This window comes from Acidovorax sp. LjRoot74, assembly GCF_964254355.1.
In the GTDB taxonomy this organism is placed as follows: domain Bacteria; phylum Pseudomonadota; class Gammaproteobacteria; order Burkholderiales; family Burkholderiaceae_C; genus Acidovorax.
In genome coordinates this window covers 1510843-1533794 of sequence record NZ_CAXUTI020000001.1, presented here as the reverse complement: position 1 = coordinate 1533794, position 22952 = coordinate 1510843, and the positions used below count along the sequence as shown (strand labels likewise).

Sequence of the window (22952 nt, the reverse complement as noted above, 5' to 3'; positions counted from 1 at the left end):
CCACACCATGAGTTCCAGCCCAGCCTTGCTGCACCGCGTGGCCGAAAAGAGCCGTGCGCCTGTGCACTTCACCCTCAACGGCCAACCCGCCACCGCCCTGCAAGGCGACACGGTGCTGACCGCCATCCTCACCCAGCATGCGCAACTGCGCCGCAACGAGTTCAGCCACGAGCCCCGCGCAGGTTTTTGTTTGATGGGCGCCTGCCAGGACTGCTGGGTGCAGACCGACAGCGGCGAACGCCTGCGCGCCTGCAGCACATTCATTGCACCGGGTCTGGCACTGCACACCGAGCCCGTGGACACGATGGCCTTGGCCAGCGGAGGCCAGGCATGACAACCGCGCCCTCTTTGCAACCCGTGATCGTGGGCGCAGGCCCGGCGGGTATCCGCGCCGCGCAGACACTGGCGGCCCATGGCGTGCGACCTGTGCTGATCGACGAGGCCGCGCGCGGCGGTGGGCAGATCTACCGCCGCCCGCCCGCGCACTTTGAACGCCCCCCGGCCACGCTGTATGGCACCGAGGCGCCGCGCGCCACTGCCGTGCACAGCGCGCTCGATGGCCTGCAGAACCATATCGACTACCAGCCCGACAGCCTGGTGTGGAACGCCCAGGGCGGCCAGCTGGACGTGCTGCATGGCCCCACACAGACCACGCGCACGGTGCCCTACAGCCAGCTCATCGTAGCCAGCGGCGCCACAGACCGCGTGCTGCCCATCCCGGGCTGGACGCTGCCGGGCGTGTACACGCTGGGCGGCGCGCAGGTGGCGCTCAAGTTCCAGGGTTGTGCGATTGGTAGCCGCGTGGTGCTGATGGGCACGGGCCCGCTGCTCTACCTGGTGGCCTACCAGTATGTGAAGGCCGGGGCCAGCGTGGCCGCCGTGCTGGATACCGCAAAGCTCACCGACCAGATGGCCGCCGTGCCCGCCATGCTCACCCAGCCTGCGGTGTTTGCCAAAGGCGTGTACTACGTGGCCTGGCTGCGCACGCACGGCGTGTCCATCCACAGCGGAGTGCGCCCCGTGCGGGTGCAGGGCGACGCCCGCGTGGCGGGTGTGGTGTGGGCCGATGGTGCTGGGCGCGAACACACGCTCCCGTGCGACGCCGTGGGCTTTGGCTACGCACTGCGCTCCGAAACCCAGCTGGCCGACCTGCTGGGCTGCCGATTTGCCTGGGCCCCCCTGCACCGCGCCCACTTGCCCGAGCGGGATGCCGACGGCCGCAGCAGCGTGCAGGGCGTGTACCTGGCGGGTGATGGCGCGGGCATCATGGGCGCCGACGCGGCCGAGTGGGCCGGCGAGCTGGCGGCACTGGCGTTGCTGCAGGACCACGGTGTGGCTGTCGATGCTGCCCGCATGCAAACGCTGCGCGGCCAGCTAGGCCACCTGATGCGCTTTCGCCAGGGGCTGGAGCGCGCCTTCCCCTTCCCCACCGACTGGGCCACACATGCACCCGATGCGCTGGTGGTGTGCCGCTGCGAGAACATCACGGCCGGTGCGCTGCGTGCCTGCGTGCGCGACACCGGCGCCGACGAGATGAACCGGCTCAAAGCCCTCACCCGCGTGGGCATGGGCCGCTGCCAGGGCCGCAGCTGCGGTGTGGCAGCCGCCGAAATCCTGGCCCAGGCCACTGGCAAGCCCGTGGAGCTGGTGGGCCGCCTGCGCGGGCAGGCCCCCATCAAGCCGATACCGATCCACCTGCAGGCACGGCAAGTGCGGCAGAGCGCCGATGCGGGAGCCAGCGCATGAGCACCAGCCCCCCCCGCACCATCCAAACCGACGTCGCCATCGTGGGCGGCGGCATCGTGGGCGCATCGGCCGCGCTGGCGCTGCGCCGCAAGGGCGTGGATGTGGTGCTGCTCGAACGCGACCTGTGTGGCTCGCGCTCCAGCGGCGTGAACTACGGCGGCGTGCGCCGCCAAGGCCGCCCGCTGAGCCAGTTGCCCCTGGCGCAGCGCGCCCACCAGATCTGGGCGCGCCTGCCCGAGCTGATCGGCACCGATGGCGAATACGCGCGCACCGGGCATTTCAAGATCGCACGCAGCGAGGCGGACATGGCCTCGCTGGAGCACTACGCAGACATCAGCCGCGACTTCGAACTGGGCATCCAGCTGATCAGTGGCGAGCGCCTGCGCGCCGAATGCCCGTGGCTGGGTGGCAAGGCCGTGGGCGGCTCGCTGTGTGTGGACGATGGGCAGGCCAACCCACGCCTGGTGTCGCCCGCGTTCGCACTGGCAGCCCAACGTGCCGGGGCACAGATCTTCGAGCGCTCGCCGCTCACGCACATCGAGCACAGTGGCGGGCAATTCACGCTGCAGTCGGGCAACACACTGCAGGTGCAGGCGCCTGTGGTGCTCAACTGCGCGGGTGCCTGGGCGGGTGCCCTGGCCGCGCAGTTTGGAGAGGCCGTGCCGCTGCGCTCCGGCCACCCGGCCATGATGGTCACCGAGCCCCTGCCCTACTTCATGCGCTGGAGCCTGGGCGTGGAAGGTGGTGGCATCTACTGCCGCCAGGTAGAACGCGGCAACCTGGTGCTGGGCGGCGGCTCGGGCTTCTGGCTCGATGCCGACCGCGCGCGCTCGGAGCGCGGCGCCATCGCATCGCTCACAGAGCAGGCCATCGAGCTGCTGCCTGCGCTCAAACACGCGCATTTCATCCGCACCTGGAGCGGCACCGAAGGCTACCTGCCCGACCGCCAGCCCGTGCTGTGCAAAAGCCGCACCACGCCGGGCCTGGTCCACGGCTTCGGCTTTGCGGGCGCGGGTTTCCAGATCGGCCCCGCCGTGGGCGAGGTGCTGGCCGAACTGGCGCGCGACGGGCAGACCAGCACACCCATCGACGCGTTTTCTCTCGCTCGCTTTGACGAACCGCCCGCGCCCGCCGCTGGCGCCATCCCCACAACCACAGTGCAGGCCCACTGAGCCCGCCGATCTTTCATCACCCCCCTCCCCACCCGAAAGGCAATCACCATGAACTTCGCTTTCCGCTCGAACGTTGTCTCCCTGCGCCGTGGCCTGCTGGCCGCAGCGGCTGCTGCCACGGCCCTGGCCGCCAGCGGCGCCGCCGTTGCACAAACCAAGACGCTGTACATCGGCATGAACGGCGGCACCATGGAGAAGGCATACACGCAGTACGTGTTCCCGGCCTTTGAAAAGCTGCACGGCGCGCGCGTGGTGGTGGTGCCCGGCACGTCCTCGGACATCCTGGCCAAGGCCCAGGCCAACAAGGACAAGCCGCAGATGCACGTGATGTTCCTCGATGACGGCATCATGGTGCGCGCCATGGGCATGGGCCTGTGCGAGAAGCAAAAGCCCAACCCGCACCTGAACGACATCTACCCTGCCGCGCGCTTCAAGGACGACCTGGCCAGCGGCGTGAGCCTGGGCATGACGGGCATTGCCTACAACACCAAGATGTTTGCCGAAAAGGGCTGGGCCGCGCCCACGTCGTGGATGGACTTTGCCGACCCCAAGTTCAAGGGCAAGGTGGTGTTCCAGTCCATGCCGTCGTCGTCCTTCGGGCTGCACGGCTTCTTGATGTTCAACCGCATCCAGGGCGGCAACGACAAGAACGTGGAGCCGGGCTTCAACAACTGGGCCAAGACCATCGGCCCCAATGTGCTGGAGTACATCCCCAGCTCGGCCAAGATCTCCGAGATGGTGCAGACGGGTGAGGCCGCGCTGTTCCCGCTCACACCCACGGCGGTGGCAGCGCTCAAGTCCAAGGGCATCCCGGTGGAATATGCACAGCCCAAGGAAGGCTCGGTGGTGCTCATGACCGGCCAGTGCGTGATTGCGAAAAACAGTGAGCCCGAGCTGGCACAGAAGCTCGCCGAATTTTTGCTGAGCCCGCTGGCCCAGGCCAACGTGCTGCAATTTGGCGCACAGATCCCCACCAACCCCAAGGCACCGGCCGTGGGCGAAGGCGCGGCCCAGGTCGCCCAGATCAGCCAGTGGATGAAAAATGCCGTGACGCTGGACTGGGACAGCGTGAACGCCAACCGCCCCGCCTGGAACACGCGCTGGAACAAGACCGTCGAGCGCTGAGAAGGGTGTGAACAGGCAACGCCTGCTCACACCAGCGGGCTGTTTGTGACAAATGTCACCGGCCCTGCCACACACTGCGGCATGGGGGTGACCCAAACCGCTGCTTCGAATTCAGAATCCGCCGCCTGAACACGGCAATTGGGTCGTTGAATCGAAGAAGAGGGATACCACCATGAAACGCTGGATCAAATGGACTGCAGGCGGCGCCATGCTGCTGGGCGTGATCGTGGCCGCCACCGCAACCAGCGGCCTGTACCTGGCCGAGCAGCGGCGCAACCGCTACATCGACATCAAGCCGCGCCCCGTGGCCTACACCACCGATGCGCAAACGATTGAACGCGGGCGCTACCTGTATGCATCGCGCGGCTGCACCGACTGCCATGGCGCGCAGGGCACGGGCCGCGAGTTTGTGAACGATGGCAAGGGCACGCGCATCGCAGGGCCCAATATCACTTCCGCAGGCGTGGTGGGCCGCTACCAGCCCGAGGACTGGAACAGCGTGATCCGCCATGGCGTCAAGCCCAACGGCCGCCCCGTGATGGTGATGCCCAGCGAAGACTACAACCGCTTCACCAACGACGACCTGAACGCACTGGTGTCGTACATCCGCCAGCTGCCGCCCCAGGAGAGCACCCAGCAGGCGGTGGTGGAGCTGCCCCGCCCCGCCTGGGTGCTGTATGGCCTGGGCGCCGTCCCCGATGCCGCCGCACGCATCGACCACCAAATGGCGCCATCGCGCCCCGTGCCTGCTGGCCTGACAGTGGCCAACGGGCAATACGTCGCCAACATGTGCATCGGTTGCCATGGCGCCGACCTGTCGGGCGGCAAGATTCCGGGCGGCCCTCCGGACTGGCCCGCTGCATCCGACATTCGTCCCGGCAAGGACAGCGCTATGGCCCGCTACGCCAGCAGCGCCAGCTTTGTCACCATGCTGCGTTCCGGCAAGCGCCCGGATGGTACGCCGATCAAGGTGATGCCGTTTGAGTCTTTGGGGCAACTGAGCGACGTGGATGCCCAGGCGCTGTATTTGTTTCTGACCGCGCAAGGCGAAAGTGCGAAGACAGTGGGCACCGGCGCGAACGTGGGCACGACAGCACCCAGTGGCGACGGGGTGCGGGGGGCCCTCACCACGGAGGCACAGGTGGTGCGCGTGGAACAACCGCTGGGGCAGCCGCATCGCCCATCCAGCTTGCCTTCGGTTTCTTCGGGGTTGCGGATGCCGGGTTGACGCGTTTTGATGCGCGATTGCGGGATGTTTTTAGCCCTTGGCGCTTTCTGACAAAGCGCTAACAGCTATTATTTTGATAGTCGACTGAGCGCAGGCAGAGGGGATGAGCGCTGGGCTGATACCCGGGAAGGCGACCTTCGGCCACCGCAATCTGCGCAATCAACGCAGCCCAGTCCCAGCACCTCAAACCCCAATCGCACCGCGCTTCGGTCAATGGCGGTGCGCCACCTGCTCCGTCGACCCCGCAGGCCCCTGGCTATAGCCCCCCGTCGGTCCCCCTGGTGTGGTGGAGGGCGCAGGCCCCGCCGGAGGCGCACGGCGCACGCGCGGCACCACGCTCAGCTGCACGGTGTCCAGGACCGGCCCTGGCACCACGTTCAGGGCCTTGCGCGGTAGATCAATCAACTGCTCAGCATGCCAAACGCGCACCTGTGCAGCGCCATCCGGCACGCCCGGAAAACGCGCAATGCCGTCGGCGTCGGTCTTCAGCGTCCAGCGCGAATCCGTCACAAACACATGGCCACGCATGGAGCCATGCAAATGGCAGGACAGCAGCATCACCCCCGGCGCATCGAGCTTGACCTCGGCGGAGTTCGCGGGCTTGCCATCGGCCTTGCCCGCCAGACGCAACTCAAACCCGGCATTGGCGTTGGAAGCCGTGGCCGACAGACCGGCCGCCGCACCACGCACATGGTGGTCCCAGCGGTCCTGGTTGGTGAACCGCACCGTGGCGCCGGGCTCGACCACCGTGACCGCGGGCAAAAAGCGCATTTTTTCCTGCTCGATGGTGGGGTTGGGTTGCAGCAGGCCGGGGGGCGTGCCGCCGGTGCCGCTGGGGTACAGCACCACCACGGCCTCGGGCACCGGTTTTCCGTCGCGGTCCAGCACCTGAATCTGAACGTTTCCGGCGCTAGCGCTTGCCCACAAAGCGCTGGCAGCTATAAAAACCAGAGTGTTTTTCATGAAAGCAGTGTGTTAACGGATGGTGATCACATCACGGTGCATGGGCGCCAGCAGTGCCAGAAGACGGTTTTGCTGAGCGAACGGTATGCCCTGGGCATCCATGGCGCTTTGCAGCACCTCCACCAGGGCATTGAAATGGCCCTTGTTGATGTCCATGTCGGCATGGGCCGATTTCATGTCAGCGCCTTCATATTTGCAAGGCCCGCCGCTCAGCTGGCAGATCTGGTCGGTCAGGCTTTCCTTCAGAGCGGCTGGTTTCACGTCCTTGAAGTGGCTGCCGATGCGCGGGTCCTTGACCAGGCGGTTCACAAAGTCATCCATCAGGCGGGTGATACCGGGCTTTTCACCCAGCGCCTGGTACAGGCCCGCAGGCGCTGCGGCCGTGCCCATGCTGGTGGTTTGTGCAAACGCTGGCTGGGCCAGCAGGCCACCCAGGGCAAGGGCAATGGCGATGAGGGTTTTGGAGTCCGTCATGGAAAAAATCTCCTTAGAAAGCGACTTGGGCCGACAGGTAATAGCCCGTCTGGCGGCGGTTGTTGGTGATGCCGGGCACGATGCGACCCAGGTCCACATAGGCCAGCGTCAGCGACACGTTCTTGTTGGGGGCCCAGGCAATGAAGATGTCTTTCCAGTCGTCCTCGCGCAGTGCGGCGCCCAACCCGGCGGCGGCGCCCAGCGCCTGCAGGTTGTTGGGCTTGAAACGGTATTCGGCGCCCACGGCCAGGTTCTTGTTGATGAGGTACGCAATCGAGAATTCGGGCTGCAGGCTGCGGCTGTTCTTGCCGGGGGCGGCAGAGCCAAAGCCCAGCAGGCCGTTCTGGTTGGCATTGGTGTAGCGCAGCGTGCCGTTGACGAGCAGGCTTTGTGCAAGCAGCAGCTTGGTGGCGCTGACGTACACATCCGTCCCGCTGGTCTTGGTGCCCAGGAAATCCAGCACCGAACCGATGGAGCCGGGACGCGTTTGTTTGTGCTCCAGGCCCACAGCGATCTGCGGCATGAACGAATCGGCGTTCAGCACAGCATCGCCCGCCACCTTGACCTTGATGCCGATCACATCCATCTTGATGTGCTGCCCCGGCGTGACACCAAACGGCGCAATGCCGTTCAGTGCAATGGCTGGCGATGCATCAAAGTCCTGCCGGGCCAGCGACAGCTCCACCCGGTCATGCAGGCCCAACGCCACACCGTAGCCGTTCAGGCTGTAGTCCTGCGTTGCCGCACGCGTGACGTAGCCCGAAAACCCCACCTCGCCTGCGGTGGCGTTGCTGCCGATGACCGCCCAGGGCGTCAGGCCCCCGCCCGCCGACCCGGCGATGGTGCTGACGCCGCCCGTGAGCAGGAGCTTGCCCGTGTCGGCATGGGCAACACCGCAGGTGGCAAGTGCCAGCGCTGCGGCCGCAGCGAGCAAAGTGAAGGGGGGCCTGAGTGTCATCGCGGTCTCCAGTGAAGAAACAGGTTGTAAAAAGTTGTTGCAACTTAGATACGACCATAGATCCAAACCGGATTCAGGAACAGCGAATATTTTTTGGCCAGTTGCCAAAAACCCAGTCCTCTCCCCACACAGGCAGGTACAAACCCTGAGGGACTTCTGCCCGGATCAGCATGCTGCGTGCAGCGGCAGACCCAGGGCCCCCAGCCTGGACTGGTGGGGACGGCCCGGCGATCCTCGGCTTTCGGGCGTTTGGCCTCGATGCCTTCTGCCGCGCTCCGAGCGAGCGCCTACGCGCTTACAGCATCCGCTGGATCAGCTCGCCCTTGAACAGCACCGGCCCCGTCGGCCCGGTAGCGCTTGGCACACCACCTTTGGGCTCCAGGCTGATGGCCAGCGTGGGCACTTGGCGCACATCGGCCTCACCGGCCACCAGGGTCAGTAGCTTGTCTTGTCCCAGAACCCCCAGCGAGCGCGGCCCACCCGCAGGCGGCAACGCCCACAGTTGCAGCGACTTGTCCGCGCTCTCCTGAAAGCTGCCCACCCGCTGCAGCTTCAGCTGGTTGTTCTTGGGATCGAAGGTGACCAGCATCGAAGCGGCAGCCTTGTCGTCGGCCAGCACGGCCACGTACTGGATCTGCGGCGTGGCCTGCAGTTGCTGCTGCAGCGTGGCAATCTGCGCGCCGGTCGTAGCCCGCAGGCCACCGTTGACCTGCACGCCCACCACCACCGCGGCCAGCGTGGCAATGGCACCCGCGGCTGCGGCACCTCGCCACACCAGCAGGTTACGCCACCAGCCACCGGGGGCCGTGGCTGGGGTGGGGGCGCGCGCTGCCTGCATGGCCGCCGCCGACTTGTCGGCTTGCACGAGGTTGTCGATGCGGGTCCACACGACCGGTGCGGGCGTGATGGCGGGTTGCAATTCGGTCAGGCCCGACCAGCGGGTCTGCCACACCAGGGCGGCGGCGCGCACGGTGGCGTGCTCGCGCGCCAGGGTTTCAAAGCGGCGGCGGGCGCCACCGCGCAGCGTGCCCAGGGCGTAGCTGGCGGCCAGGCGGTCGAGCAGATCGGGGTGTTGGGTGATGTTCATGGCGACGACCTCAGGCATAGCGCGCCATGCAGGCACGCAGTTGCTCCAGCCCCCGGCGAATCCAGGTCTTGACGGTGCCCAGCGGCAGCTTGAGCTGCTCGGCCAGCTCACCATGGCTCTGGTCGCGCAGGTAGGCCAGGCTCACTACCTCGCGCTGTTTGCTCTCCAGCTTGCCCAGGCAGTGGTGCAGGGCAAAGGCCTGCTCGCTGGCATCGGCAGCGTCCATGGGGTTGGGCGAGTCGCCTTCCAGCGTCTGCGCCATGTCATCGTCCAGCTCGTTCATCAGATCGGCCCGGTCGGAGGTGCGCTTGCGCAGGGCATCCAGCGCCCGGCTGCGCACGATAAGCCCCATCCACGCCATGGGCGGGCTCAGCGAAGCCCGGTAACTGCCTGCGCTGCGCCAGATGGTCAAGAACGCCTCCTGCAGCACATCCTCCGCAGCGTCACGGTTGCGGACGATGCGCAGGGCCAGGCCAAAAAGCTGCGACGAGGTGCGCTCGTACAGTCTCTTCAGCGCGGAATCGTCCTGCGCGGCAATACGATCTAGGAGGTCCATCAGTTCACTGTCTGGGTGGAGGGTGCTCATGCGCCCATTCTCTGGGATTGGTCGGTTCGGCAGTGCCTGCAGGGCATTGCTGTAGGTGAATACGCAACAGCGGGCACTTTGGATGTAGTGGGGGCACAAACAGCGTCTCGGCAGCGGAGTCACGTGTCGCCGGATTTTCCCCACCCGGACAGGGCCGAATGAATCCAGATGGATGGAGAGGCCGTATTGCAAGGGTTCGCCTGCTCGCGCCCAAGGCGCTTTCCACCCGTCGCTCCCCGCCATGCCCCTGCCTCGCCCAGTGCCCCTTGTTCATTGTGTAGCCGTGGCAGCCGCCCTGCTATGGACGGCCCACAGCCCCGCTGCCGCCCAGTCGGTAGAACGTGGTGCCGCGCTGTATGCCGCGCACTGCAGTAGCTGCCACAGCGCCGACCAGCATGGAGACGGCCCGGCTCACCGGGGCGTGCTGGGGCGCCGCGCGGGGGCGCTGAAGGACTTTGACTATTCGCCCGCGCTGAGCGCAAGCAAGATTCTGTGGACGCGGGACACGCTCAAGGCCTGGCTGCGCGACCCCGAGGCGCTGATCCCCGGCCAAGCCATGGACTACCAACTCGACAAGGCGCGCGACCGTGAGGACGTGGTGGCCTATCTGGCCACTCTCAAACGCCTGCCGTCACCGGAGGCAGCCGCCCGGTAACGCCTCCCGGCTCAGGCGACGGGAAACGTACCCGGCAGCAGGATGGAGCGGTCCACGTTGTTGATGTTGGTGTGGCCACAAAACGCCATGGTGATGTCCAGCTCCTTCTGGATGATCTGCAGCGCGCGGGTCACGCCCGCCTCGCCAAAGGCGCCCAGGCCGTACAGGAAGCTGCGCCCGATCAGCGTGCCCTGCGCGCCCAGCGCGCGGGCCTTGAGCACGTCCTGCCCGCTGCGGATGCCGCCATCCATCCACACCTCGATGTCCTTGCCTGCCGCTGCGGCAATGCCTGGCAGCGCGGCAATGGAGGATGGCGCGCCATCGAGCTGGCGGCCGCCATGGTTGCTGACGATGAGTGCATCTGCGCCGCTGTTCACGGCCAGGCGTGCGTCTTCGGCGTCCATGATGCCCTTCAGGATCAGCTTGCCGCCCCAGCGCTTCTTGATCCACTCCACATCACCCCAGTTGAGTTGTGGGTCGAACTGCTCGGCCGTCCACGACGACAGCGACGACAGATCGCCCACGCCCTTGGCATGGCCCACGATGTTGCCAAAGCTGCGGCGGCGGGTAGCAAGCATGCCCAGGCACCAGCGGGGTTTGGTGGCCAGGTTGATGAGGTTGGCAATGGTGGGCTTGGGCGGGGCCGACAGGCCGTTCTTGATGTCCTTGTGGCGCTGGCCCAGGATCTGCAGGTCCAGCGTGAGCTGCAGCGCCGAGCAGTTGGCGGCCTTGGCGCGGTCGATCAGGCGCTCGATGAAGTCGCGGTCGCGCATCACATACACCTGGAACCAGAACGGGTGGCGGCCCGTGTGTTCGGCAATGTCTTCGATGGAGCAGATGCTCATGGTCGAGAGCGTGAACGGGATGCCGAAGGCCTTGGCCGCCTTGGCGCCCAGGATCTCGCCGTCGGCATGCTGCATGCCGGTGAGCCCCGTGGGCGCAATCGCCACGGGCATGGCCACGTCCTGGCCCACCATGGTGGTGCGGGTGGTGCGGCCTTCCATGTTCACCGCCACGCGCTGGCGCAGCTTGATGCGCTGGAAGTCGCTTTCGTTGGCGCGGTAGGTGCCCTCGGTGTACGAGCCTGAATCGGCGTAGTCATAGAACATGCGCGGCACGCGGCGCTGGGCGATGGCACGCAGGTCTTCGATGCAGGTGATTTTGGACAGGTCAGGCACGCAGGCTCTCCAGGGTGGGGAATGCGCCAGATGGTAGGCGCAGGCGCCGGGGGCAGCCATCAAAATTATTTCGACGGGCTGCAACAAATTTTCAGCGCAGCCTCTGTGTGTGGCGCGCGGGCGGCCGCTTTTCAAGAAAAAAGTGCCTTCTCCGCGCAATGGTCATGCGGTGATAGCTACAAATTTAGTAGCAAATCATGCACCCAGCCCCGCCGCTCACCCTTCGGCACCCACCACCACGTCGGGCAACACCACCTCGGGTTCCACGTCAGCCCCCCGGTACAGCATGAAGCGCATGCGGCCACCGCGCTTGGCGGCGTACATGGCGCTGTCGGCGTGGCGCGAGAGTGCGTCGAAGGTGTCGCCATGCTGCGGGAACAGCGCGATGCCACCGCTGAGCCCCACGCGCATGGGCTCGCCCGCCAGCTCGAAGGGCGCGTCGCACGACGCCAGGATCTTGCGCGCCACACTGCGCGCGGGCTCGGCGCCCTCCAGGCCGGGCAACAGCACCACAAATTCGTCGCCGCCCTGGCGGCACACGGTGTCAGACGCACGCACGGCCGCCTTCAGGCGCTGGGCAAACTGCACCAGCAGCACATCGCCCACATCGTGGCCCAGGCGGTCATTGACTTCCTTGAAGCCATCCAGGTCCAGGTACATCACGGCCAGCGACTTGCCATCGCGCCGGGCCTGGGCAATGGCCAGCTGCGCGCGGTCGTGCAACAGCACGCGGTTGGGCAGATCGGTCAGTGCGTCGTACTGCGCCAGGTGCGCCATGCGCTCGGCCATGGCCACGGCCTCGGTCACGTCGCGCAGCACGGCCACCGCACCTTTGACGGCGCCATGGCGGTCGGTGATGGGGCTGGCGGTTTCCTCCACCTGAAAGCGCTGGCCGCTGCGGCGGTGCACCACGATGCCCCGCACGGCCTCCATCACAGAGCCTTGCTGGATGGCGGTGCGCAACGGGCTGGGCAGCAGCGCATCGTTGTCTGGGCTGCGCAGGCACACCACCCCATCGACGTTGTGGCCTGCGGCATCAAAGGCCTGCCAGCCCGTGAGCCGCTCGGCCGCCGGGTTGAGGTAAGTGACAGCGCCCCGGGCGTCCGAGCAGACCACGGCATCGCCAATGGACTGCAGCGTGAGGCGCACGCGCTCCTTTTCGTCAAACAGCTCGTCCTCCATGCGCTTTCGGTCGGAGATGTCGGTGGTCTGCACAAAAATGCCGCGCACGGCGCCCGCCTCGGTGTCGGGCACATACGAGACGATGATGTGGCGCGACACGCCATGCACATCCAGCAAGGTGCTTTCGAACAGCTGCGGCTCGCCCTGCAGCGCGCGCTCCAGAAACGGCTTGTTCACTGCAAAACGCTCGGGGCCCACCAGCTCGCTGAAGTGCATGCCCCGCAGCCGCTCAGGCTGGATGCCAAACCACTCGAAGTGGGACTTGTTGGCAAAGCGGTTGAGCAGCTGCGCGTCCCAGTAGCCGATCATCGACGGCATGTTGTTGAGGATGGTGCGCACATCGTGCTCGGCCTCGCTGAGCCGGGCCGCCACCTTCTGGCGCAGGGTCAGCTCGCGCACGAACAAAAGGGCCAGCCCCAGGCAGGCAGCCATCAGCAATAGCGCAAAGCCACCCAACCACAGGGAGCTGCGGTACCACTTGCCCAGGATGGTGTCGGTGGCCTGGGCCACGTTGATGATGAGCGGGAACTCGCCAACCTGCCGGAAGGCATACAGGCGCTCGACCCCATCGAGCGCCGCCGTGCCCACAAAAGCGCCATTGCCCTCTTTCTGAAAGCGCAGCATGTTGGGCGACCCGGCAATCGTCTTGCCCACATCCATGTCACCGTAGGGGAAGCGCGAGATCACCACGCCATCGCTGCGGAACAGATTCACGCCGCTGTTGGAGCCCATGTCCAGCGCACCAAAGAGTTCGTTGAAGTAACTCAGGCGCACGGCCCCCACCACCACGCCCGCAAAGCTGCCATCGGCATGGAAATACGCCCGCGACAAGGGCAGGATATTGAGCCCTGTGATGCGCGAAGGCACGGGCTTGCCGATGTACAGGCCCTGGTGCCCGTCTTTCTTGAACGCCAGGAAGTAGTCCCGATCGGCGAGGTTGGCCTTGCGCGGCACGAGCGAGCCGGAATCCAGGATGATGTTGCCCTGGGCATCTAGCACCAGCACATCCCCCGCGCCTCGGGCGCGCAGCGAGTTGTCGAACACCACCCGCGCGCGCAGCTCGGCGGGCAGCGCCCACACCTCGGGGCGGCCTACCTCACGGGCCACGCCCTCCAGGGACTTGTCGAACGAATCCAGCACCCAGCCCAGGCCCTGCTCCAGGGTCTGCACCAGGTTGGCATTGGTCTGCGCAGCGTAGTTCCATTCGTCCTGGCGGATGGTCCAGATCGAGCGCGCAAACAGCGCACCGATCCCCAAAGAGACCAACACAGCAAGCCAGATCAGGCGATGCGAAAAGAACTGGCGCAAAAACGGCATAGAAATAATTTGTAACCATTTTAGGCGACCCGTATCGGGGCGCTGAATGGGGAAATCACACCGTATTCCTCGGCTTTGGGCGCGTCAAGGCGTTGCCGCACGGGTTAGGGATGTCCCTGTGCCTGCCACCACGCCCGCTCCGCGCACCTCGATGCGGATCTCGTCCAGCACCTGCCCTCGGGCATCGGTGATCTGCACCACATGCCGCCCCGGCCAGGGCAGCCAGGCCACACGCGGGCCCCGGCCCAGGGGCTTGCCATCCATGCGCCAGAGCAGCCCGTCGCCCGTGGCCGTGAACTGCAGGCGCTGGCGCGCGGGGGGAATGTCCGGGTCCAGCGCAATGATGGTGCCGGGAGCGGGCGCGGTGATGCGGGCCGGACTGCCGGGTGCCTCGGCCGCCTGGGCAAGCTCTTTTTTGAAGCTTTTTGGGCCTTCTGCGCGCGATGGATATGGCGTATCAGCTACTGAATCAATAGCAAACAAGGGCTGCTGCGTGCCCTGCACAAACCACTCTTCGCGCGCGGCCTCCAGCGGCAGGCGGAGGTCGGGCGCACGGCCCAGCATGCCATCTGCCACGGGCCCGGGACCAAACCGCACCTTCGCCTGCAGCAGCCCCTGCGCCGGCCTGGGTGCACGGCTGGGCTCGCGCGCGTGCAAAAAGCCCATCACCGCCGCCCAGATGGGCGCGGCGCCGCTGGTGCCGCTCACGTCGTGCATGGCCGCGCCGCTGGCGTTGCCCACCCACACGCCCACGGTGTAGCGCTCGGACCAGCCCACGGCCCAGTTGTCGCGCATGTCCTTGCTGGTGCCGGTCTTCACTGCCGTCCAGAAGCGCGTGGCCAGCACGCTGTCAGTGCCGAAGGTGCGGGCGCGTGCGTTCACATCCGAGAGGATGTCGCCCACGATGAAGGCCGCGCGCGGGTCCATCCCTGGGGTGAACGCGGGTGCCCGGCCCGTGGCAGGCCAGGCCAGGGCCACGGGGCTCAACCGCCCACCATTCGCCAGCGTGCGAAAGGCGTTGGTCAGATGCAAGAGCGGCACCTCGGGACTGCCCAGCGCCAGGCTGTAGCCGAAGTAATCACCACTCTCGCGCAGCGGCAGGCCCACGGCACCGAGCTGGCGGTGGAACGCATCGGGCGTGACCATGACCAGCGTGCGCACCGCCGGCACGTTGAGCGACGCCGCCAGCGCCGTGCGCACCGACACCCAGCCCTTGAACTGCCGGTCGTAGTTCTGCGGGATGTAGAGCCCGCCCGCCGTGGCGATGTGCGCGGGCGAGTCATCCACCAGCGACGCGGCCGTAAGGCGCCGCTCTGCAATCGCCTGCCCATACAAAAACGGCTTGAGCGTAGAGCCCGGCTGGCGCAGCGCCAGCACGCCATCCACCTCGCTCGCCTGGCTGAGCTGGCCCGACGATCCCACCCAGGCCAGCACCACGCCCGTGGCGTTGTCGAGCACCAGCAGCGCCCCGTCTTCCACATTGCGGCCGCGCAGCTCGCGCAGGTGCTGCTGCAGGGTCTGCACGGCAAAGCGCTGCAGCGGCGCGCGCAGCGTGCTCTGCACACGCTCGGGAACCGCTACATCCTTGCCAAAGCGCTGGCGCAGCAGGTGGCGCGCAAAGTGCGGGGCCACGCCTTCGCTCGCGTCAAACGCGCGGCGCTGCAGCGCGGCGGTGGTGAACAGGTCGAGCGCATCGCAGTCGATGCGGGCCCCACCGCTACCACCGCTACCACCGCTACCACTACCGCCAACGCCACCCCTCTGCATGTCGCGCAGCACCCCACACGCCCGCTGCGCGACCAGCGCAGGCCGGGCATTGGGCGCGCGCACCAGCGCGGCGGCCACTGCGGCCTCGCGGTCGTCCAGGCCATGGGCAGCCTTGCCAAACAGCGTGCGGCTCAGCGCGTCGATGCCCACCAGCTCGCTGCGAAACGGCACAAGGTTGAGGTAGGCCTCCAGGATCTGGTCCTTGCGCCAGCGCCGGTCCAGCACCTGGGCCGCCACCGTCTGGCCGACCTTCTGCACCACAGTGCGTCCGCCGGGGCCCTGGCGCCAGTCGCCGTCGAGCAAACCAGCGAGCTGCATGGTGATGGTGCTGGCCCCGCGCGTGCGCTGGTTCCACAGGTTGCCCCAGGCGGCGGCCGATGCGGCGCGCCAGTCCACCCCGCTGTGTTCAAAAAAGCGCTTGTCCTCGCTCAGCACCAGCGCCTGGCGCAGCGCGGGCGAGATGTCGGCCAGCGGCACCCACTGCCCGCGCCGCACCGTGGGGTCGGTGCGCAGGCGCTGCAGCACCTCGCCTTCGCGCGAGAGCAGCACGGTGTCGGAGGGTTTGAAATCAGCCCGCACCTCGTCAAAAGTGGGTATTGCGCGCGCTGGGCTTGCCGCAATAGCTATCAAAAACGCAGCAAACAACACCAACGGGCTGGGGGCATGCTGCCGCCACCAGCGCCCCACCCGCGCAGCCACGCCGATGTCAGCGGCCATGGCGGCCTCGGCGCACCCAGGCCCAGAACACGGCCATAGCGGCGCCCAGCAGCGGCGAGAGCATCATCCAGGCCATGGTCTCTGCCGCGTGGGCCTGGCGGGGCACATCCAGCACCCGCGCCCATGCCAGCACCACCCCGGCCGCGCAGCCCAGCGCCGCAGCCCAGCGGGCCGCACGCAGCCCAGGCACCCACCATGCCAGCAGCAGGCACGCCGCCACCACCACCGCTTGGGCGTACACCACGGCCAGCACCTCCTGCCCATGGGCGTGGGGGGCCAGAGGGGTGCCAGCCAGCACCGCGCACCACCTGGGGCGCAAGGGAGATCGCCACCGTTCAATCATCGGGATGCTCCCGGTCAAACCGGGTTTCTGCCTCGCTCAGGTGGCGCAGCAGCACATGCGACATCAGGTTGACGCCAATGCCACCAAACACCACGGGCAGCACATACAGCGCGATGCTGAGTTCGGAGAGGAACACCGCGTCGTCCGCCAGCGACGGCGTGGTCTTGGCCAGCGATGCGAGCGACTGCAGCAGGTAAACATCCACCCCCGCGATCAACACCAGCGCCACGCCAAAGCCCAACACCGCCATGCGCGAGATGGACCGGGTGGCCAACAGCAGCGCATAGATGCCCACGGGCAGCACCACCGAAAACACCACCAGCAGCCAGAACCGCAGCTCGACAAATACGCTGAGGCTCATGGCCGTGATGGAGCGGGTTGGGGTGGCTGAAGAGGCATGTGGTGCAACAGCGAATTATTTCGCCGCTTCGACCTTCACCCGCGCGTTGGGAAACTCGCCAAACATCTCGGGCGCGTACATCGCCTCGACACGGCTCGGGGGCAGCGCGAAGTCGCCCACGTTGTTGAGGCGCACGGTGTATTCCATCTTGACAGTGCCCTTGGGCAGGTACTCGTAGTAGCTGCGGAAGGACTCGAAGCTGCGCTCCTCAAACGCGGGCCAGCCGGGGCCGGTGCGCGCCTTTTCGCCCTGCGTGGCGATGGCGGAGTCGCGGCCCAGGCCGCTGCCCAGGATCGTGGCGCCGCCCGGGACGGGGTCGGTGATGGCCACCCAGGTCATGTCGGCGCTGGCGTTGACTTCCAGCGTCACGCGCAGCACGTCGCCGCGCGTGTACTGGCCTGCGGGCAGCGACTTGTTGGCCTGCTCCACCGGCGTGATGGTCTTGGTGATGGCATAGCCTGCCGCAAACGGCGCCTTGAGCTGGATGGCGGCCACCGACTGCAGCGTGAGCCAGGGCTTGCCGGGGCCCTGGTGCGCGACGGCGAGCTGCTCCTTGCCACCTGCCTTGCCCGCCGCATTGGCCCAAGGCAGGAACATGCCGTTGTTCTTGAGGTTGCCCGGCGAAGCAGGCGCACCAAACCAGGTACCCTGGTGGGGCGCACCGGTCAGGTCGCTGGTCTTCACACGCTCGACCTTGCTCCAGTCCACGCTGGCGGTGTTGCCACCCATGCTGGCCTTGGTGGTGCCGGAGACTGGCACCGCCTCGAACTTGGCACTGAATTTTTCCAGCGCCAGCCCACCCCACAGGTTGGCCGTGGTGGTGTGCCAGGCGCCCGCCTGCTGGCGGCCGATGAAGCCGTTGGCTAGGCGGCCCATGTCGTCCTTCCAGGTGGGGTCGTCCATCACGGCCAGCATCAGGCGGGCGGTGTTCACGTCGCCGTTCTGCATCAGCCACCACCAGTAGTCGTCCTGCTCGGTGCTGAAGATGAGCTTGGTGCCCTGGAACGACAGGCGTGCGCGTAGCACCTGCATGGCTTCGGCCAGGCGCTGGTCGCGCTGCGGCACATCGGCCACGCGCTTCAAGACATTCACCCAGTCGATCACCGCGTGCGTGGGCCACTGGTTGGGCGCAATGGTGATGCTGCTCACCATGCGGCCCTGGGCCTTGCCGTAGCGCGAGAGCGCCTCGATGGCGGCGAGCTTGCGCATGTCCAGGTCCTTGCGCGGGCTCCAGAAGCTGCGTTCGATGCGGCCTTCGATGAAGGCGATCAGGCCGCGCTCCATGGGGGCGCGCACGTCGTCGGGCAGCGCAAACGCGGGGTTGATGGCGGCGGCCTCGTGCGTGGCGGCCAGCACGTAGGCGGTGAGCGTGTCGCTGCCCCGGTTAGCGTCCCCATCGCGCGGTGGGAAGTAGTTGGCCAGGCCATCGCTGTCGAGGTAGGTGGGCAGCTGCGCCACCACGGTCTGCCACAGCGCGCCGTCGCGCAGGCCCACGGCCTTGCTGGTCTTTTGCTCCAGGCAGGCAAATGGGTAGCGCGCCCACCAGTCGCGCACGCCGGGCAGGCCTTCGGCCAGCTTGGGCTGCAGCGACATCTTCAACCCACCGCGCCCGGGGATGGCGTCAGCGGGTGGATTCACGTCCAGGTTGAAGCTGCCATCCACCTGCACCAGCGTGGCCTGCTGCACCGCGAGCGGCACGGCCGGGATCAGCCTCTGGCTGGCCTTGAGCGCGTCGCGCGCGCCACTCACGGTGTCCTTGGCCTCGATCTCCCACAGGATGGCCTGGGTGCGGGTCTGCGCCAGTTGCGCGGGCGCGGTCACCGTCCAGGCCACCTCGCGCGATTCCCCTGCGGGGATGTCCACCGTCTGGGGCTTCAAGTCGAGCAGCGTGGCGCGCGGGGCCACTTCGACCTTCATCGCCGCCTTGGTGGTGTTGCGCAGCGTGAGCTGGGCGCGGAACTGGTCGTCCTCGCGCACCAGGGGCGGCAGGCCGCTGATGATCTGCAGGTCTTGCGTGGCGCGGATGCTGGTGCTGCCCGTGCCAAACAGGCCGGTGGACGCATCAGCCACGGCCACGATCTTGAAGGTGGTCAGCGCATCGTTGAGCGGCACCGTCACCTTGGCCTGGCCATTGGCGTCGAGCTGGATGGCGGGCTGCCACAGCAGCAAGGTGTCGAGCAGCTCGCGCGTCTGCGCCTTGCCACCGCCACCACCTGCGGGCACGGCCTTCTTGCCATAGTGGCGGCGCCCGATGATTTCCATCTGCGCGGTCGATGTCTCCACCCCCCAGCTGCGGCGCTGCAGCATGGCTTCGAGCAGGTTCCAGCTGGTGTTGGGCATCAGCTCCAGCAGGGCCTGGTCCACGGCGGCCACGGCCACTTCGGCATTCGCGGCGGGCTTGCCACCTGGGAGGGTGGCCGTGATGGTGACCTGTGCCTTGCCGCGCACGGCATAGCTTTCCTTGTCGGCCTGCACCTTCACGTCAATCTGGTGGGCCTGCGTGCCCACGCGGATCTCGGCCAGGCCCAGGCGGTAGGCGGGCTTGGAGAGGTCCACCAGCGCCGTGGGCGCCTGGTACTCACGGCCTTCGTACCAGAACGAGGTCCACCACTCACGCGGCGACTTGAAGCCCCAGGTGAAGAAGCTGTACCACGGCACCTCGCGCAGGCGGCCGCGCAGGGCCAGCACGCTCACGTACACGTTGGGCCCCCACTCGGGCTGGATCTTGAGGCTCACCGTGGGGTCCTGCCCGTTGAGCTGCACCACCTGCGTGTCGATGATGCCCTCGCGCTCCACCGCCACCAGCGCCGTGGCAAAGCGGAACGGCATGCGCACCTGGAACTTGGCGGTCTCGCCGGGCTGGTAGCTCTTCTTCTCGGGCAGCAGGTCGATGCGGTCGTGGTCTTCGCCGCCAAACCACAGCTCGCCCTGGCGCGTGACCCACACCGACGATGCGGCCACGCTGGTGTTGCCGTCCTTGTCGGTGGCGGTCACCACCAGTTCCACCTCGCCCGCCTCGTCGAGTTTGGACTCGCACAGCAGCAGGCCGCGCGAATCACTCTTGCCGCTGCACAGCGTGCCCAGGTCCTTGGTTTCGGTCTGGTTGTCGTAGCTGTAGAAGCCGCCCACCATGCGCTTGCGCGTGGTGGTGGTGATGCGCGCAATCGCCTGCACCTGCAGCGCGACGTCAGGCGCGGGCTTGCCGGTGTGCTGCAGCGCCAGCGCCTGGAAGCGGATCTTCTGGCGGGCCGACACCCAGCCCTCGGTCTTGATGCCTGCCACCACACCGGCGGGCCACAGGGTTTGTGTGCTGCGCAGGGTCTGCACCTCGCCGTTGGGGTCGGCGTAGGTGGCTTCCATCACCAGCTCCTGCGGCTGGCGCGCCTGGGGCACGTTGTCGATGGTGAGCTTGCCCGCGCCGTCCTTGTTGAGCGTGAGCGGCAGCTTGTCGGCAATCACGCGCGCGTCCTGGCTGGCCGTGGCTTCTTCGTCATCGCTGTTGGCGTTGGACTGGTCGCGCTTGCGCGGGGGGGTGAAGCTGAACGCCTCGTAGTCGCTGAAGTTCAGCGACTTGCCGCGCACCATGGCCGACACGCGCACCGGCAGGTTGGCCGCGCCACCACCGGCCACGTAGTTGATCTGCACGTCGGTGGGCACGGAGCGCACGCGCACCAGCGCCTTCTTGTCGGCAGGTGCGATGCGGCCTTCCAGCACCGGCAGGCGGAACTCCTCGACCCGGAACTCGCCCGAGCTGAAGCTGCGTTCGTTGTCCGCATCGTTACGCAGCTCCACCTGGTAAACGCCCAGCTTGGCCGCAGGCGGAATGGCAAAACTGCTTTGCGCACTGAGGCCGCCGGTGGCGGTGTCGCGCCAGGCCAGCGGTTGGGTGAACTGCTGGCCGCTGCCCAGGTGGGTGATCACCAGGGTCTCGGGCCGCTCCTTGGGCAGGCCAAAGCCCTTGCGGGTTTCGGTGCGCAGCACATGTTTCATCGACACGGTTTCGCCTGCGCGCAGCAGGGTGCGGTCGAAAATGGTGTGGGCCCGCTCGGTAGGGCGCGGGCCGGTGTGCGTGGGCACGTTGAAGCGCCAGGGCTCGATGCCACGCTGCCAGTCGCTCCAGGTGAAGGCCATGTCTTCCACGCCGTCGGCCCCCTTGGAGCGTGCGCTCACGAAATAGGCCTGGGTCCAGTCATCGCCGCTGCAGGTGGGTGCCTCGGGCGACAGCCCCTCGATCCGGGCCACACCCTGGGCGTCGGTGGTGGCGGTGCCCACCTCGTTGCCCCGGCAGTCGGACACGCGCACCTTGGCGCCCTGCACGGGCTGGCCCTTGTCCAGCGTGGTCACCCAGGCCAGCGCGTTCTCGCGGCCCAGCTTGAAATGCACGCCCAGGTTGGTCACCAGGGCCGAGGTGCGCACGTACATCGTGCGGCCTTCGCCATGGCGGTCGTCCAGCAGCGAGGCGCCGAGTTTTTGCGATGCGATCTCCACCACATGAAAGCCGGGCGAGAGCGGAATGCCCACCACCTCGAATGGGCGCGGGTCGTTGCTCGATGGTTTGGGCAGGTCCAGCGTCTTCACGCCACCCTTGCCCGCCAGCAGCGACAGCATGCGTGTCTGCACATGGCTGCGGTCGTCGTCCAGCACCTTGGGCAGCGGGCCGGTCACGTCCTGGCGGGCCTGCTTGCGGTCCACCAGGTAGTTGTCATAGCGCTTGACCTTGCGGAACCACGCAATGATCTCGGCATCGGTGCCGGGCTGGAGCGTGCTGACCTTGCCTGCCGGTGCCGCTGCACCGGGCGTGCCCGGCTGCAGGCCCTGCACGCGCAGGGCGGCCTCCACATTGCGCAAAGTCACCGGCAGCAGCGCGGGCGGCTTGTCTGATGCGGGGCCTTCGGCAAAACGCTCGACGATGCCAAACGGCGCCGCTGCAAATTTGGCCAGGGGCGGCATGCCGCCGGTGGACACCTTGAGCGGGAAGTTGTCTGCATTGCGCAGCGGGCGGCCCGAGGCGTCCTTGAAGTCCTTGGGCAGCTCCAGCGTGAAGGCTGTGTTCTCGGCCAGGGGCGCCGCAAACTGCACGCTGTTGACCAGCGCATCGCCCTTCTGGCTTTCGATGCCGCCATCGGTCTGGGGCTTGAGGGTTTCCTTGGCCGACTTGAGGCGGATGGCCGTGGCCAGGCTGCGCGGCACCGGCGTGTTGAAGGACAGCTGCAGGGGCCGGATGGGCAGACAGGCGGCCTGCGCGTTCTCGCGCTCGCAGCTGAACTCGGCCGAAAACGGCTCGCGCACCTTGAAGTCAAAGCGCTTTTCTACCGTGTTGGGCACCCCGCTGGGCGTGGCCACGCCCTTGCCAAACACGATCTGCATGCGCGAGCCCGAGGTGAAGCGCCGGTTGCAGGCCAGCGTGGCGTACTGCAGCGGGTCCTGCTGCGCGCTTTTCTCCAGGCCCAGCGCCTTGAGGATTTCGGCGCGTTGCGCACCCTCGATCAAGCGCACGGGAATGCGCTCGCCCACTCCCTCGGCAGTGCACCACACATGCTCCTGCACGCTGGCCACGGTGGCAGGGCCGTTGAGCTGCAGCACGAAGAACTGTTCTTCGTCGATCTGTTCGTAGGGGTTGGGGCGGATGACCTGCACAAACGGGCCACCGCTATTGAATTGATAGCTTTTGGTGCCCGTCAGCTCAGCGCCAAGGGCCGATTTGAACCCCATCTTGACGGTGGCCGTGCAGCGCACGCCGGGCGGCAGGTCGCGCTCGAAGTCAAACACCCATTCCCGCTCACCCGTCCAGCGGCCCGTGCCTTTGGCGGCGTTGGCGTCGCTGCAGCTCAGGCTCAGGGGCGCGGGGGCCTTGGGGTCGCCAAAGTTGACCGCAGCGGCATCGAACTTGGCCACCACCTGGCGCACACGCGCCACCTCGCCCTGCGGCGAGAAGCTGCTGATCTGCAGGGCCTGCGCCCCCCAGGCCGCCAGCGACAGGCTGACCGCCAGCATCCATTGTTTCTTGTTCATTTTTCCCCTCCGAAGGAACTGGGAGCCTGTCGGGCTGCCCAG

Annotated in this window: 17 protein-coding genes; 6 read left to right on the top strand and 11 right to left on the bottom strand. The window is 67.1% G+C overall.

Annotated features, from left to right (window positions below):
• Positions 1-7: 7 nt before the first annotated feature.
• From ACSQ3O_RS07020 to ACSQ3O_RS07000, 5 genes are all read left to right on the top strand, one after another.
• Positions 8-334, top strand: a complete 327-nt coding sequence (locus ACSQ3O_RS07020; RefSeq protein WP_298448914.1) for a (2Fe-2S)-binding protein — start codon at positions 8-10, stop codon at positions 332-334.
• Positions 331-1746 carry an FAD-dependent oxidoreductase gene (locus tag ACSQ3O_RS07015; RefSeq protein WP_436138331.1) on the top strand — a complete coding sequence of 472 codons (1416 nt, stop codon included), beginning with the start codon at positions 331-333 and terminating at the stop codon, positions 1744-1746. The genes ACSQ3O_RS07020 and ACSQ3O_RS07015 overlap by 4 nt, the downstream gene beginning before the upstream one ends.
• Positions 1743-2918 carry an NAD(P)/FAD-dependent oxidoreductase gene (locus ACSQ3O_RS07010; RefSeq protein WP_436138330.1) on the top strand — a complete coding sequence of 392 codons (1176 nt, stop codon included), beginning with the start codon at positions 1743-1745 and terminating at the stop codon, positions 2916-2918. The genes ACSQ3O_RS07015 and ACSQ3O_RS07010 overlap by 4 nt, the downstream gene beginning before the upstream one ends.
• Positions 2919-2966: 48 nt before the next feature.
• Positions 2967-4043 (top strand): ABC transporter substrate-binding protein, encoded by a 1077-nt coding sequence (locus ACSQ3O_RS07005; protein ID WP_137746140.1) that lies wholly within the window; start codon positions 2967-2969, stop codon positions 4041-4043.
• A gap of 172 nt (positions 4044-4215) precedes the next feature.
• Positions 4216-5271: a c-type cytochrome gene (locus tag ACSQ3O_RS07000; protein WP_436138329.1), complete on the top strand. Its 1056-nt coding sequence runs from the start codon at positions 4216-4218 to the stop codon at positions 5269-5271.
• Between the two features lie 210 nt (positions 5272-5481).
• Here the strand turns inward: ACSQ3O_RS07000 and ACSQ3O_RS06995 are convergent, their stop codons facing one another.
• From ACSQ3O_RS06995 to ACSQ3O_RS06975, 5 genes are all read right to left on the bottom strand, one after another.
• A complete protein-coding gene (locus ACSQ3O_RS06995) occupies positions 5482-6234 on the bottom strand; it encodes a cupredoxin domain-containing protein (RefSeq protein ID WP_436138328.1) in 753 nt (250 codons plus the stop codon).
• A gap of 12 nt (positions 6235-6246) precedes the next feature.
• A complete protein-coding gene (locus ACSQ3O_RS06990; protein WP_436138327.1) occupies positions 6247-6708 on the bottom strand; it encodes a group I truncated hemoglobin in 462 nt (153 codons plus the stop codon).
• Positions 6709-6721: 13 nt separating this feature from the next.
• A complete protein-coding gene (locus tag ACSQ3O_RS06985) occupies positions 6722-7666 on the bottom strand; it encodes a DUF3034 family protein (RefSeq protein WP_436138326.1) in 945 nt (314 codons plus the stop codon).
• Between the two features lie 295 nt (positions 7667-7961).
• Complete coding sequence (locus tag ACSQ3O_RS06980) at positions 7962-8753, bottom strand: anti-sigma factor (protein WP_436138325.1); 792 nt, start codon at positions 8751-8753, stop codon at positions 7962-7964.
• Between the two features lie 10 nt (positions 8754-8763).
• Positions 8764-9339: an RNA polymerase sigma factor gene (locus ACSQ3O_RS06975; protein ID WP_137746131.1), complete on the bottom strand. Its 576-nt coding sequence runs from the start codon at positions 9337-9339 to the stop codon at positions 8764-8766.
• A gap of 283 nt (positions 9340-9622) precedes the next feature.
• On the opposite strand from ACSQ3O_RS06975, the gene ACSQ3O_RS06970 reads away from it, so the two are divergent.
• On the top strand, positions 9623-9994 hold the full coding sequence (locus ACSQ3O_RS06970) for a c-type cytochrome (protein WP_249367954.1): 372 nt from the start codon (positions 9623-9625) through the stop codon (positions 9992-9994).
• An 11-nt stretch (positions 9995-10005) separates the two neighbouring features.
• Here ACSQ3O_RS06970 and ACSQ3O_RS06965 read toward each other — a convergent pair whose 3' ends face one another.
• The 6 genes from ACSQ3O_RS06965 to ACSQ3O_RS06940 form a co-directional block, all read right to left on the bottom strand.
• Positions 10006-11172, bottom strand: coding sequence for an alpha-hydroxy acid oxidase (locus ACSQ3O_RS06965; RefSeq protein ID WP_436138324.1), 1167 nt, complete (start codon positions 11170-11172; stop codon positions 10006-10008).
• 216 nt (positions 11173-11388) lie between these two features.
• The gene (locus ACSQ3O_RS06960) at positions 11389-13671 is read right to left on the bottom strand and encodes a diguanylate cyclase domain-containing protein (RefSeq protein WP_436138323.1); all 2283 of its coding nucleotides are present in this window, start codon (positions 13669-13671) and stop codon (positions 11389-11391) included.
• Between the two features lie 84 nt (positions 13672-13755).
• A complete protein-coding gene (pbpC, locus tag ACSQ3O_RS06955; RefSeq protein WP_436138322.1) occupies positions 13756-16155 on the bottom strand; it encodes a penicillin-binding protein 1C in 2400 nt (799 codons plus the stop codon).
• Complete coding sequence (locus ACSQ3O_RS06950) at positions 16145-16498, bottom strand: hypothetical protein (protein WP_436138321.1); 354 nt, start codon at positions 16496-16498, stop codon at positions 16145-16147. Before ACSQ3O_RS06950 ends, pbpC begins: the two co-directional genes overlap by 11 nt.
• A complete protein-coding gene (locus ACSQ3O_RS06945) occupies positions 16491-16859 on the bottom strand; it encodes a hypothetical protein (protein ID WP_137746125.1) in 369 nt (122 codons plus the stop codon). Before ACSQ3O_RS06945 ends, ACSQ3O_RS06950 begins: the two co-directional genes overlap by 8 nt.
• Positions 16860-16913: 54 nt before the next feature.
• Positions 16914-22910, bottom strand: a complete 5997-nt coding sequence (locus ACSQ3O_RS06940) for an alpha-2-macroglobulin family protein (protein WP_436138320.1) — start codon at positions 22908-22910, stop codon at positions 16914-16916.
• Positions 22911-22952: the final 42 nt, after the last annotated feature.

What these genes read in the sequence shown, in the direction of transcription:
- ACSQ3O_RS07020 (WP_298448914.1), top strand. Translation starts at nt 8, where the DNA reads ATGAGTTCCAGCCCAGCCTTGCTGCACCGCGTGGCCGAAAAGAGCCGT.
- ACSQ3O_RS07015 (WP_436138331.1), top strand. Translation starts at nt 331, where the DNA reads ATGACAACCGCGCCCTCTTTGCAACCCGTGATCGTGGGCGCAGGCCCG.
- ACSQ3O_RS07010 (WP_436138330.1), top strand. Translation starts at nt 1,743, where the DNA reads ATGAGCACCAGCCCCCCCCGCACCATCCAAACCGACGTCGCCATCGTG.
- ACSQ3O_RS07005 (WP_137746140.1), top strand. Translation starts at nt 2,967, where the DNA reads ATGAACTTCGCTTTCCGCTCGAACGTTGTCTCCCTGCGCCGTGGCCTG.
- ACSQ3O_RS07000 (WP_436138329.1), top strand. Translation starts at nt 4,216, where the DNA reads ATGAAACGCTGGATCAAATGGACTGCAGGCGGCGCCATGCTGCTGGGC.
- ACSQ3O_RS06995 (WP_436138328.1), bottom strand. Translation starts at nt 6,234, where the DNA reads ATGAAAAACACTCTGGTTTTTATAGCTGCCAGCGCTTTGTGGGCAAGC.
- ACSQ3O_RS06990 (WP_436138327.1), bottom strand. Translation starts at nt 6,708, where the DNA reads ATGACGGACTCCAAAACCCTCATCGCCATTGCCCTTGCCCTGGGTGGC.
- ACSQ3O_RS06985 (WP_436138326.1), bottom strand. Translation starts at nt 7,666, where the DNA reads ATGACACTCAGGCCCCCCTTCACTTTGCTCGCTGCGGCCGCAGCGCTG.
- ACSQ3O_RS06980 (WP_436138325.1), bottom strand. Translation starts at nt 8,753, where the DNA reads ATGAACATCACCCAACACCCCGATCTGCTCGACCGCCTGGCCGCCAGC.
- ACSQ3O_RS06975 (WP_137746131.1), bottom strand. Translation starts at nt 9,339, where the DNA reads ATGAGCACCCTCCACCCAGACAGTGAACTGATGGACCTCCTAGATCGT.
- ACSQ3O_RS06960 (WP_436138323.1), bottom strand. Translation starts at nt 13,671, where the DNA reads ATGCCGTTTTTGCGCCAGTTCTTTTCGCATCGCCTGATCTGGCTTGCT.
- pbpC (WP_436138322.1), bottom strand. Translation starts at nt 16,155, where the DNA reads ATGGCCGCTGACATCGGCGTGGCTGCGCGGGTGGGGCGCTGGTGGCGG.
- ACSQ3O_RS06950 (WP_436138321.1), bottom strand. Translation starts at nt 16,498, where the DNA reads ATGATTGAACGGTGGCGATCTCCCTTGCGCCCCAGGTGGTGCGCGGTG.
- ACSQ3O_RS06945 (WP_137746125.1), bottom strand. Translation starts at nt 16,859, where the DNA reads ATGAGCCTCAGCGTATTTGTCGAGCTGCGGTTCTGGCTGCTGGTGGTG.
- ACSQ3O_RS06940 (WP_436138320.1), bottom strand. Translation starts at nt 22,910, where the DNA reads ATGAACAAGAAACAATGGATGCTGGCGGTCAGCCTGTCGCTGGCGGCC.